Genomic DNA, 13,229 nt, shown 5'->3' with positions numbered 1-13,229 from the left:
ATGGGATTCCAGTAAAATATGAAAGTTACGATTCATGGTTTGGAGGAGAGCATGGGATTTTCAGAAAATTTTGTATGGGGAGCGGCGACAAGCGCGTATCAGATCGAGGGCGCGGCGAAGGAAGACGGAAAGGGCCTGCATATCTGGGACGTGTATGCTGAGGAGCCGGGACACATCTATGAAGGGCACCATGGAAATATGGCCTGTGACCATTACCGCCGGTTCCGCGGGGATGTGAAGATCATGAAGGAAATGGGACTGAAAGCGTACCGTTTTTCCATCGACTGGTCCAGGGTTCTGCCGGAAGGGCGGGGCGCGGTCAACGAAAAGGGGATCGCCTTTTATAACGCCTTGATTGATGAATTGTCAGAGGCGGGGATTGAGCCTTATGTGACCCTGCACCACTGGGAGCTTCCCTATGAGCTGTATAAAAGGGGCGGCTGGATGAACCCGCAGATTGTGGAGTGGTTCGGGGAATTTGCGAAACTGGCGGCAGAAAGGTTCAGCGACCGTGTAAGCCATTTCTTTACCCTGAATGAACCGCAGTGCTTTGTAGGACTGGGTTTTCTGACCGGGGAGCATGCGCCAGGGCTGAAAATGCCGCTTCGGGATACCTTTGAGATGGCCCACAATGCATTGAAGGCCCACGGCCGGGCGGTGCAGATGCTGCGTCAGTACCAAAAGCAGCCGCTGACCATCGGCTATGCGCCCACATGCGGGATGTGCTATCCTGAAACAGAAAGCCCGGAGGACGTGGAGGCCGCAAAGCAGATGTTATTTTCCATGAATCCGGATGACAGAAACTGGACCTGGAATGTGGCCTGGTGGTCCGATCCGGTGATACTGGGGCATTATCCGGAGGAAGGGCTAAAGCGGTACGAGCCCTGGCTTCCGAACATAACGGATGAAGATATGAAGCTGATCGCCCAGCCCATTGATGTCTACGGACAGAATATTTACAACGGGCGCTGTGTCCGTATGGGGGCAGAGGGAAAGCCGGAGGAGGTAAAACGGGGGGAGGGATTCCCCAAGACGGCCTCCTCCTGGCCGGTGACCCCGGAGGCTTTGTACTGGGGGCCGAAGTTTTTGTATGAACGGTACCGGAAGCCTTTGTACATCACGGAGAACGGGCTGTCCTGCCACGACGTGGTTTCGCTGGACGGCATGGTGCATGACCCGAACCGGATCGACTTTCTGGCCAGGTATCTGGGCCAGCTTAAGAGGGCGGCAGAGGAAATCAATCTCCGGGGATATTTCCAATGGTCGCTGATGGACAATTTTGAGTGGGCAAAGGGGTATTCGGAGCGTTTTGGGCTGGTGTACGTGGATTACCGGACGCAGGAACGGATCATGAAGGATTCCGCGTATTGGTACCGCGGTGTGATTCAAAATAATGGAGCCGGGTTATGAGTATTTTAAAATTAAAGCCGAGCTGCAAGGATTACCTCTGGGGCGGCAGCAGGCTGATCAAGGAATATGGAAAAGAATATGAAGGGGAAGTGCTGGCGGAGACGTGGGAGCTGTCCTGCCATCCGGACGGCCCGTCTGTTATCCGAAATGGAGCATATGCCGGGAAGACGCTTCCGGAATATATCAGCGGAGAGGGGCGGCAGGTGCTGGGAACGCACTGCCGGAGATTCCGGGATTTCCCCATCCTGACAAAATTCATCGACGCAAGGGACAACCTGTCCATCCAGGTCCATCCTGACAACCGTTATGCCCTGAAAAATGAAGGACAATACGGAAAGACCGAGATGTGGTACGTGATGGATGCCGGAAAGGACGCATTTTTGTACTATGGATTCCAGAGGGAGATCACAAAGGAGGAATTTGCGCAGCGGATCAGGGAGGATACGCTCCTGGAAGTGCTGAATGCGGTTCCGGTGCAGAAAGGGGATGTGCTGTTCATCGAATCCGGCACGATCCACGCCATCGGAAAGGACATTCTGATCGCGGAGATCCAGCAAAATTCCAACGTGACCTACCGGGTCTATGACTACGGACGGGTGGGAAAGGACGGAAAAAAGCGGGATCTGCACATCGAAAAGGCGCTTGCCGTTACCAACCGGATTCCCATTGTCCGAAAGAACAGCAGCTATCCCCATGCAGCGGACTGCGATTATTTTACGGTGGATAAGCTGAACCTGGACGGAAGGGTGATGCAGAAGCTGAGCGGAAAGGTTTCCGAAGAATCCTTTGCCAGCATCCTGATCCTGGACGGGGAGGGCACGATTTCCGACGAAAGGGAGGAATTGGCTTATCACAAGGGGGACAGCTTTTTCCTCTCGGCCGGGAGCGGAACCTATACCATCGAAGGTTCCTGCGACGCCCTGGTCACAACAATCCGGGAAAAGGCGGCCCAGGTGCGGATCGGCATTGATATCGGCGGCGCTGATACGAGGATCGGCCTGGTGGACGTCCATCAGAAGCTGATCGCATGGAAAACGGTCAGGACAAATGCCATGCGCCCGGCAAAGGAAGTGATCCAGGAGATCGGCCAGACTGCGCTTTCACTTCTGGAGGAGCAGGGCATTGCCATGGAGCAGTGTGTCGGGGCAGGAATCGGAGTGCCGGGAACCGTGGACAGAAAAAACGGGGTTGTCCGTTATTCGAACAATATCAAATGGGAAGATGTGGACATCGCAAAAGAGATGGGCGCCTGCCTGCCCATTCCCATCTATATTGCCAATGACGCGGACTGCGCCGCGCTGGGTGAGGCGGCAGCAGGCGCCGGACGGGGCTGTGAGGATGTGATCCTGTTTACCCTGGGAACCGGCGTGGGCGGCGGCGTCATTCTGGACGGCAGCATTTATGAGGGAAGCGGGATCAGCGGCAGCGAACTGGGCCACATGGTCATCGTGGAAAACGGAGAACCCTGCACCTGCGGCCGCCGGGGCTGCCTGGAAGCTTATGTTTCCGTCCCGGCTCTGATCCGGGAAGCCCTGGCCGCTGCAGGAAAGGAGCTGACGCCGGAAGAGATTTTTGCGGCGGCAAAGGAGGACCCTGTGGTGAAAGAGGTGGTGGATACCTACATCCGCAGGCTGGGGACAGGCATCGTGAATGCGGTCAATATTTTCCGTCCCCGGCTGGTAATCCTTGGCGGCAGGATCTCGGAACAGGGGGATGTACTGATCAAACCGCTGGAGGAGCAGCTTAGACAGGGGTGCTTCGGCGGAGAAAAAAGCGGGATTCCCGAGATCAGGACGGCGGTGCTGGGCAGCCATGCAGGGATGATCGGGGCGGCAAGCCTGATCTGACCGAAAGCCTTTTGGATTTATGGGCTGAGGATCGCTGCAGTGAGAACCGGCACAGGGACGATGGGATTATGAAATGCCACTTCTGCCCGGGCGTGCGGCCTGGGGGCAGGGGGGATATAAAACAGCAGATTGGTTCAGAACGGGAAGGGAAATGTGCCTGAAAGCGGTACAGTTCCCTTCTTTTTGTGTCCCCTTTGCGAGGGGAGTGCTTTTGGGGGATTAAAATGATGGGAGGGCGGAATGGAATTGCTGAGACGGCGGACGGAATGAAGGGAGTGACAAACGGATTAAAATGTGAACGAATCGTGAACGAACCGTTAATGAAAAAGGATATATATTGAACAATTTCAGAGAATCAGGTATACTATAGCAAAAGGGGTATCCGACCCTTTTCATTGTGGCGTGTGATAAGCAGGTATACAAAAACGGGTTACTTTTTACACCCGGTCAGGGTGGGAACTGTAGCTGGAATGATGCCGGACTGGTGGCCGGCAGTATGTTTGAAAAAAGGATTGTGGAGCCGGAGGATTGTATGGAAGAGCGGAAACCGGAAGAGCAAAAGAGCCTGGATGAGTATTCCCAAAGGGAATCCCAGAATACACGTCCCTGCGGGACGGGCGAAGTTGATTCGACGAATTATGGTCAGGGAGAGCAGGAAGAAAAATCTGCGGCGGGAGATGAGCCGCCGTCCGGCTCTGAGGAAGAGGAGCGGGAAGTATTTTCATTTTTACAGGAAACCATTAAGCCGAAACCGGTCACCGGAGGACAGATCGCGCTGCAGCTTGTGAAAGTGGCAGTGTACGGCCTGATCATCGGGGTGACTGCCTGCTGCGGCTTTTATGCGCTGCGGCCCTGGGCAGAAGAGACATTTCACGAGGAGGCCCAGGAGGTCACGCTTCCGGGGGACGAAGAGGAGGAACCGGAGCTGACGGAGAAGGAAGAGGAGCCGGAACCGGAGCCAGAGCCGGAGGTGGTCTTTCCGGAGCTGACTGCGGACAGCTACAGGGAGATCATGCAGAGCATGTATGCCGTAGCAAAGGAAGCGGATCGGTGTGTGGTCTACGTCCGAAAGGCTAAAGAGGGCGAGAACCAGCGAGGGGCAGGCGCCCATACCGGCACCACCGGAATCGTGGCCGCGGACAACGGGCAGGAGCTTTTGATCCTTTCGGATAATTCGGTCTGCGAGGGCACGGAACAGTGGGCGGTGATATTTCCCGACCATACGCGGTACACGGCCAAGCTGGTCAAACAGGACGGCAACCGGGGGCTGGCGGTGTTCGGCATAGACCGCGCGTCCATTTCGGAAAGCACGTGGAATGTGGTCCGGGTGGCAGAACTGGGAAATTCCAACATTTCCGTAAGGGGTGACCTGGTGATCGCTGTGGGCCAGATGTTTGGATATGAAAACGGGTTGGGATACGGGATCATCAGCGCCAAGGAGTGGGATCACGATTATGCGGACGGGCAATGCGGCGTGATCGCCACGGACATTTCCGCATCCCCTGGCGCAAGCGGCGTTTTATTTAACCAGAAGGGCCAGGTCATCGGACTGGTGAAGGGCGGCATCCTGGGTGAAGGCGCGTCCACTTTGGTAAATGCACTTGAAGTCTCGGACATGAAACAGGTCATGGGGCTTTTGCTCAACGGGGAAACCGTCCCCTACACCGGTATTTTCGGCACTGCCGTAACCGATGAGCTTTCCGAGGAACAGAAGATTCCCAAGGGGCTGTATGTGACAAACGTGCAGGCAGATTCCCCGGCCATGAAAGCCGGGATTCAGAACGGGGATGTGATCCTGGAGGTAGGGGCAAACAGTGTCACCGGGATTGTTTCCTATGAGAAGGCCGTGCTGGAATGCAAGGCAGGGGAGGCTGTGAAGGTAAAAGGGCAGCGGCTGGGCAGCGGCGGTTATGTGGAAGTGGATTTTACGGTGACGATGGGGAGCATGGAGTAAAAGACCTGATACGGTGATTTTTAAATGAACGAATCGGAATAGCAGGATCGAAAAATGTCTCATGTTCTGATTTGCTGCAAAATTTATATAGAAAGAGGATAAACAAACAGTATGTATATTAAGGATTTGCGCGGAGGCGAAACGATCAGGAGTATTTATATGTGCAGAGGGAAACGTTCTGCGGAGACGCGGAATGGGAAGCCTTATGACAACCTGCTTCTGCAGGATAAGACCGGGACTTTGGACGGGAAGGTATGGGATCCCAATTCCCAGGGGATCGCGGACTATGAGGAAAAGGATTTTATCGAGGTGTACGGTGAAGTGATCACCTACAACAACAACCTGCAGCTGAACATCAAACAGCTCCGAAAGGCGTCCGAGGGCGAGTATGATCCCGCGGATTACATGCCTGTTTCGGAACGGAACATCGATGGGATGTACCAGGAGCTGCTCTCCTGCATCAGAAATATTTCCAATGAATATCTGCGTCAGGCGGTGGAATATTACTTCGTGAAGGATGAGGCGTTTATCAAGGCGTTTAAGTCCCATTCCGCGGCCAAGACCGTGCACCATGGCTTCTGCGGGGGGCTTTTGGAGCATACGCTGAGCGTGGTGCATTTGTGTGAATATTTCGCAGGGGCATACAGGATTCTGAACAAGGATCTGCTGGTTGCTTCCGCAATCTGCCATGATATCGGCAAGGTTCGGGAGCTGTCCGAATTTCCGGACAACGATTACACGGACGAGGGCCAGTTGATCGGACATATCGTGATCGGTTCGGAGATGCTTGCAGAGGCCATCCGTTCTGTGCCGGGATTTCCGGTTATGCTGGCAAATGAGTGGAAGCACTGTATTTTGGCGCACCACGGGGAACTGGAATTTGGCTCGCCGAAAAAACCGGCGCTGGCAGAGGCGCTTGCGCTGAACCTGGCGGACAATGCGGACGCAAAGCTGCAGACGCTGAAGGAAGTTTTTAAAGATAAAAGCGGGACGGAATGGCTGGGGTATAACCGGCTGTTCGAGTCGAACCTGAGAAAAACATCGGTTTGAGGTATTAATATGCAGAAAAATGAATCAGTGACAGTGACGATCCAGGATATGGGCGTCAATGGAGAAGGTATAGGCAGAGTAAATGGCTATACCTTATTTATTAAGGATGCAGTCATCGGAGACGTGGTGGAAGCCAGGGTGACGAAAGCAAAGAAAAATTACGGATATGCAAGATTGATGAATATTATTACACCGTCTGAGCACCGGGTCAAACCGGTGTGTAAATTTGCCAGAAAATGCGGCGGCTGCCAGATCCAGGAAATGTCCTACGAAAAGCAGTTGGAGTTCAAGCAGAACAAGGTTCTGGGAAACCTGGAACGGATCGGTGGCTTTTCCAGGGAACTGCTGTCGGAGGTATTCGGGCCGATCATCGGGATGGAGAAGCCCTTCGGCTATCGGAACAAGGCGCAGTTTCCCTTCGGCACGGACAAAAACGGACAGCCCATCACCGGGTTTTATGCCGGGAGGACGCATGATATTATAGCGAATACGGACTGTGCACTGGGAGTAGGAGTGAATCGGGAGATTCTGGAGATTGTGCTTGCATTTATGAAAAAGTATGGGGTACGTTCCTACGATGAAAAGACCGGGGAAGGGTTGATTCGGCATGTGCTGATCCGGTATGGGTTTGCTACGAAGGAGATTATGGTGTGCGTGGTGGTGAACCGGGGGAAGGCGGAGTTTGGGAATTGTGAGGAATTGGATTGCGGGAATCGAGGAAATAGGGGGACGAAGGGGCTGGAGAGAGGAAGCGTGATGGGTCTCAGATGGATTCCGCATCAGGAGGTTCTGGTGGAAGAACTGGCCCGGATTCCCGGCATGACGAGTATCACGGTGAGTCCCAACCCCAGACAGACGAATGTGATTATGGGGGAGCGGTATGAAGTTCTGTGGGGACAGCCGTTTATCACAGATTATATCGGAGCGGTGAAATATCAGATTTCCCCGCTGTCTTTTTACCAGGTGAATCCGGTGCAGACGGAAAAGCTGTACGGGCTTGCGATGGAATATGCAGATCTGAAGGGCGAGGAGACAGTGTGGGATCTGTACTGCGGGATTGGGACGATTTCCCTGTTTTTGGCGCAGAAGGCGGGGAAAGTGTACGGAGTGGAGATCGTACCCCAGGCGGTGGAGGACGCCAGGAGAAACGCGGAAATTAATGGGATTGAGAATGCGGAGTTTTATGTCGGGAAAGCCGAGGAAGTGCTGCCGGGGTATTATCAGCGGTATGAGAAGGAGCATCCGCATGCGGATGTGATCGTGGTGGATCCGCCTCGGAAAGGGTGCGATGAGGGGCTGTTAAAGACGATGGCGGATATGCGGCCGGAGAGGATTGTGTATGTGAGCTGCGATTCGGCGACGCTGGCACGGGATTTGAGGTATTTGTGCGAGCGGGGGTATGAGGTGAAGAAGGGGAGAGTTGTGGATCAGTTTGGGATGAGTGTGCATACGGAAAGTATCGTGTTGCTTTCAAAACTTCATACAAAACAGAATATAGAAGTGGAATTGGAAATGAGCGAGATGGATTTGACGGCTGCAGAGAGTAAAGCCACTTATGAAGAAATCAAGGATTATGTGTTGGGGCATACGAGATTGAAAGTCAGCAGTTTGTATATCGCACAAGTAAAAGAGAAATGTGGGATTATCAAGAGGGTGAACTATAATCTGCCAAAATCGGAAAATTCCAGACAGTCGAAATGTCCGCCAGAGAAAGAAAAGGCGATAAGGGATGCGTTGGAATATTTTCGGATGATTTGATGGTAGATTAGGAATGGTGGGGGTTTTTCTTTGATTTATACCTTTGAGTGTTACCGCCAGTTTCTTAGTAAGGAAACTATAAAAGGACGGTGGCTTTATAAAAGAAAAATTATTTGCGTGATATGAGTTGGCATTTGTGCTACTGGGTGGAGAAAAACTTAATTTTGAATAAATTTGTAAAGGAGTGGGTCAATACGAAAGAACATTATAAATATAATCAATATACGAAGCAAAATGTAAGACATTCGGCACTATTTAAAGCGGTAGAGATTTTAACTTCTAAAAGAGGGCAGTCATGTTGTGTTGAAAGAAATTATGTGCGTAGATTATATGATTATTTTACTTTATCAGAAGACATAAGCCAGAATAAAGCAGAGGCGCAAAAAATTAATGTTTCGTATATAACAAATTGGGAAAAATTACATGATTCTTTTGTGGAAACAAAAAGACCAGAAGACTTAATGGTTTGTTTTTTGAGTGGCCCAGAGCCAGACAATGATTTTCAGGAACTGATTAATCTTGGTATACTTCCTCAAAATATTTGGGGATTTGAGTCAAATAATCAAGTATATAAAAAAGCAATTGCAACTTATGAGCAAGGGGAATATCCACAACCAAGAATCTTAAAACAGAATATAGAAACTTTTTTTCAACAGACCCCAAAAAAATTTGATATTATATACATAGATGCTTGCGGAAGTATCCCATCCACACAACATGGATTGAGGTGTGTGTCAACAATATGTCAAAATCACCGTTTGAATTCTCCGGGAGTTATAATAACAAATTTTGCTATGCCAGATATTATGAAGGAATCTGTAGATGATTATTATGAGATAGTATCTCACTACTTATTTTTTAAGAAGTATCCATCATTAGAAGTAAAAATAGATGAAAATGGGATAAGTAATCTGGAATATCATGAAGTTTTAGAGGAAGTAACCGAGAATTTTGAATTATATTATGGCGAATTTTTATCTGCAATATTGCGCGATATACCAGCAGTTATTATACCATTACAAAGGATTGCACAAAACCCATACTTAAATCAACTATTTGACTTAACAGATATAAATAAAGATGATGAGGAGTTTATGAATATATCGAATGGGAATTCTGTGGCTAAGTATTTCTTTACTGCAAGAAAGCTATTACAGTGTGGTTTATTAGGAGAGAAGAGCCAATGCTTTTTGGGAGAGATTGGAAGCTATGAGTTATTACTAAAGGGATTAAAAATAATTGTTTTGCTGAGAAACGGAAAAATTAAATTAAAGGAAGATGTACAAAATATAAAAGAATATTTTGATTCAGATAGAAATTTATACCAATTTCTTGATAAACCTCATAGTAATTTGTTTTTTGATATTGTTCTTAATCAGTTATCATATCCAATGCATAATAACATTTTACACAACAAACGATTTCAATATATTGCAAAGACGAATTGTATGTTTACAGATGTTACGGTATATGATGAATGCAGATATATTTATGAATGGTTACCAGGATTTCATCAAATTGTATCATCTTTTGAAAATATGTCATGGCAGTATGTTTTTCGTTTTGCATTAGACGGACTGGTAAAAATGAGACAAAATTATAATAATGAATTTTTTTTTCAAGGATCTATTGTTTCAAATACTGTAGAACAGTTTTCAAGTAAAAAGTTGCAGGATAGAGTAAAAGTGACTTAATATTTAAATTGAGACTAAGGAGGAAATTTACAATGTCGAATATACAGTTAGATTATTCAGATATAATGGATATTTTTAAAGAAAAACTAAAAATAGATAATATAGTAAAAAAAGTTTCGTCTATTTTTCTGAATCAAAGGTATGCAGGAAAAATAAATTATAAGCCGTATTTTCAGAGGAATTATGTTTGGGATGAGGAGAAAGCTACATATTTTATAGAGAGTATTTTGCTGGGAACGGAAATTCCGCCGCTTGTCTTATTTCAAACTAAAGATAAGAATGAGGTGATTGATGGAAGACAGCGATATGAAACTATAAAACGTTTTTTGGAGGATAAACTTGTTTTAAAAGACAAAGGATTACATAGTTTAAAGGTTCTTGCTGGAAAAAGATACAGTCAATTAGATTCAGACACAAAAGAATTATTTGAAGATACTAGAATTCGTATTTTGCAATTTAACGTAGTTGATGAACCTAAATTGGATGAAGAAAAAGAAGAAAAAATAAAAAAAGAAATATTTAGACGATATAATTCGGGAATTACACCATTACAAAAATATGATATTGATAGAGCTGCTTATATTAATGATAAGTTGTCGAACTTATTATATAGTAAAATATATAATAATACTGGACTTTATAATTTTTTGTGTGAAATTATTCTTCCCAGAAGCAAGAAAAAAGCAAGTAAACGGGATAAAGTAAATATTATAGTTTCGTTAATAAGAAATTTAGTAACACTTCCCTTTGTTCCTATATTTAGTTATTCGAAAGGGAGTTCAAAAGCTGATATAATTTGTAAATACTATTATTTTATATTAGAAAATAAAAGCGCAGAAGAGATAATGGAAGAATTTGAGACTGTTATTAATTGTATATCGAAATTCAATTCTGTATGTAAAGAACGAAACAATTATCTATATGATAGCAAATTATTTTATGAGGTGCTTTATTGGGCTATAAGTATTGTATTACAAAATGGAGGAGAAATTGAAGACAATAAAATTGAACTGGTTTTTGATTATATAAGTAATGCCAGTGGAAATCATAAATTATGGGATAATATAATAAATAATCCACAAAGAAGTGTAGAACAAATTTTTGAGTCTACAGGCAGTCATTATTATTCGGCAATCAATAACAGATATAGATTTATAGCCAATATATTTCAAGATATATTTAAAATTGATTATCAAAAGTATATAAAGAATTCAGAAGCTTTTTCAGAGATGATGGAAAGCAGAAGTGAAAAAGATCAAATTTCACATTATAAAATTAATAAACCCTTACCAGAAACTTTAACGATTGAGGACATTATTTCTGATATGAAAAAATCTAGATTTTTAATTAGACCAGATTATCAGAGATCAGAGGTGAAAAATTTACAAAAGGCCTCATATCTGATGGAAAGTATTTTGTTGGGAATCAATATTCCTCCACTTTTTATTTATAAAAAAAAGGATAGGATAAAGGAAGTTGTAGATGGACAACAGCGTTTACTTACAATTTTAGGTTTTTTGGGAAAGACATATATAAATGAACGTGGAGAAAGTGTATGTTCTGATAAGGATAAGTTTAAGCTATCTAAATTAAAAATTCTGTCCGAATTAAATGGGAAAACGATAGATACAATAGACGATGAATTTGAAGAAAAGATTTTAGAATTTCCTATGGATATAATAGAAATAGATTCGGAACAAAATCCAGATTTTAGTCAGATAGACTTGTTTCTAAGATTAAATACAAAACCTTATCCGATTAAAGAAAATACTTTTGAAATGTGGAACGCATATATAGATAAAGATATAGTTATTAAGGTAAAAGAGATAGCTATCAGATATGAAAAGAAGGTTTTTAGAGGTAGAGATACTCGAATGAAACTTGAAGAATTAATAACTTCTTTAGCATATATTGATTATAGGATGAATCAGCCCCACACAGAAATTATAAATGTTTTAAATATATATAAACGAAATGATAGAATGTGTGCCAGAATAATGAGCAAAGATAATGTTACAAAAACATTAAGTGATTTATCAAATAGCAATCCAAAAGTTTTTGTGAAGGCATTGGAAAATGTAGAAATTTTTGTTGATAAAATATTAATGTTGATAGAGAATAATCCCGAACAATTGAGAGCCTTATTTAATCATTCAAATAAAGGAATTCAATATAAGACAGATCAAAATTTTTATTTTTTATGGGCAATTCTTTTTGAGATTTCTGTAGAAGAACTTCAAAATAATAGGCAGGAAGAATTTAAGAGAATATCTAGAATTTTTTCTATTATTCAAAAAACACCTGCCGATTATACAACAGAAAAGTTTTTAAATGAATTAAAGTAAGTTTATATTAAATTACTATATTGAAAGAGTACAATCTTTGATATTGCTAATTGCATAAATATTAGAGTACGAAAGACACAGAGAAGTAATTATATGATAAAAGTGTAACGAGTGTTGTATAATTTAGAAATGGGGTGTATAGGTGAATAACTGGGAGACTATGGAGCAGAAATCGAACATCATCATTTATACAACAGAAGATGGTTTAACAAAAATCGAAACGACTTTTGATGAAGATACCGTATGGTTATCCATTGACCAGATGGCTGAATTATTCCAAAGAGACAAATCAACGATTTCGAGGCATATAAAAAACGTCTTTTCTGAAGGAGAGCTAGTGAGAGAATCAGTTGTTGCAAATTTTGCAACAACTGCGGCAGATGGAAAAACATATCAGGTTGATTATTATAATTTGGACGTCATTATTTCTGTGGGTTATCGTGTGAAATCCAAGCGTGGTACGCAGTTCAGAATTTGGGCGCTCAATGTATTGAAAGAATATATGCGAAAAGGTTTTGCACTGGATGATGAACGGTTGAAAAATCTGGGGGGCGGTGGCTATTTTAAAGAATTACTTGAACGAATCAGAGACATACGTGCTTCTGAAAAAGTATTTTATAGACAAGTTTTGGAAATTTACGCTACCAGTATTGATTACGACCCAAAAGCAGAAATATCTATTTTATTCTTTAAAAAAGTACAGAACAAAATTCATTATGCCATTCATGGACAAACGGCAGCTGAGGTTATTTATACACGGGCAGATGCTGAAAAAGATTTCATGGGGCTTACAACATTTGTGGGAAATCAACCAACTTTGAAAGAAGCTGTTATAGCCAAGAATTATTTGAGTGAAAAGGAACTTCGGGCAATGGGGCAGCTTGTGTCTGGGTATTTGGATTTTGCAGAACGTCAGGCAGAACGTGAACAGGTAATGACTATGAGGGATTGGGCAGAACATCTGGATCGTATACTTACAATGAGTGGAGAACAGTTGTTACAGGGAAATGGAAATATTTCTCATAAGCAAGCTGTTGATAAGGCGACAGATGAATATAAAAAGTATAAAGCAAGAACCATCAGTGATGTAGAAGAAGATTATTTGAACTCTATAAAACTATTGGAACAAAAGACAGATAAGAAATAAAAAGGTATGTGATTTGGTTTGGAC

8 protein-coding genes are annotated in these 13,229 nt (G+C 44.4%); all 8 read left to right on the top strand.

Features of this window, described 5'->3' with window-relative positions; genetic code table 11:
• Positions 1-51 precede the first annotated feature (51 nt).
• The 8 genes from EBB54_RS20650 (at position 52) to EBB54_RS20615 (ending at position 13,205) form a co-directional block, all read left to right on the top strand.
• A complete protein-coding gene (locus EBB54_RS20650) occupies positions 52-1,410 on the top strand; it encodes a GH1 family beta-glucosidase (protein WP_125128791.1) in 1,359 nt (452 codons plus the stop codon).
• On the top strand, positions 1,407-3,257 hold the full coding sequence (locus tag EBB54_RS31960) for a type I phosphomannose isomerase catalytic subunit (protein ID WP_125128790.1): 1,851 nt from the start codon (positions 1,407-1,409) through the stop codon (positions 3,255-3,257). Before EBB54_RS20650 ends, EBB54_RS31960 begins: the two co-directional genes overlap by 4 nt.
• Before the next feature lie 496 nt (positions 3,258-3,753).
• Positions 3,754-5,211 (top strand): S1C family serine protease, encoded by a 1,458-nt coding sequence (locus EBB54_RS20640; protein WP_243127749.1) that lies wholly within the window; start codon positions 3,754-3,756, stop codon positions 5,209-5,211.
• 111 nt (positions 5,212-5,322) lie between these two features.
• Entirely contained in the window at positions 5,323-6,261 is a 939-nt protein-coding gene (locus tag EBB54_RS20635) for a 3'-5' exoribonuclease YhaM family protein (RefSeq protein ID WP_125128789.1), read from the top strand.
• A gap of 9 nt (positions 6,262-6,270) precedes the next feature.
• Positions 6,271-8,019, top strand: a complete 1,749-nt coding sequence (gene rlmD / locus EBB54_RS20630) for a 23S rRNA (uracil(1939)-C(5))-methyltransferase RlmD (protein WP_125128788.1) — start codon at positions 6,271-6,273, stop codon at positions 8,017-8,019.
• A gap of 164 nt (positions 8,020-8,183) precedes the next feature.
• Positions 8,184-9,713: a hypothetical protein gene (locus EBB54_RS20625; protein WP_243127748.1), complete on the top strand. Its 1,530-nt coding sequence runs from the start codon at positions 8,184-8,186 to the stop codon at positions 9,711-9,713.
• Positions 9,714-9,745: 32 nt separating this feature from the next.
• Positions 9,746-12,058 carry a DUF262 domain-containing protein gene (locus EBB54_RS20620; protein WP_125128787.1) on the top strand — a complete coding sequence of 771 codons (2,313 nt, stop codon included), beginning with the start codon at positions 9,746-9,748 and terminating at the stop codon, positions 12,056-12,058.
• A gap of 160 nt (positions 12,059-12,218) precedes the next feature.
• Positions 12,219-13,205, top strand: coding sequence for a virulence RhuM family protein (locus tag EBB54_RS20615; RefSeq protein ID WP_193554375.1), 987 nt, complete (start codon positions 12,219-12,221; stop codon positions 13,203-13,205).
• Positions 13,206-13,229: the final 24 nt, after the last annotated feature.

This window comes from Schaedlerella arabinosiphila (assembly GCF_003885045.1).
GTDB classification, from domain to species: domain Bacteria; phylum Bacillota; class Clostridia; order Lachnospirales; family Lachnospiraceae; genus Schaedlerella; species Schaedlerella arabinosiphila.
The sequence above is the reverse complement of the archived record's forward strand: the minus strand, read 5'-3'. Positions and strand labels throughout refer to the sequence as shown.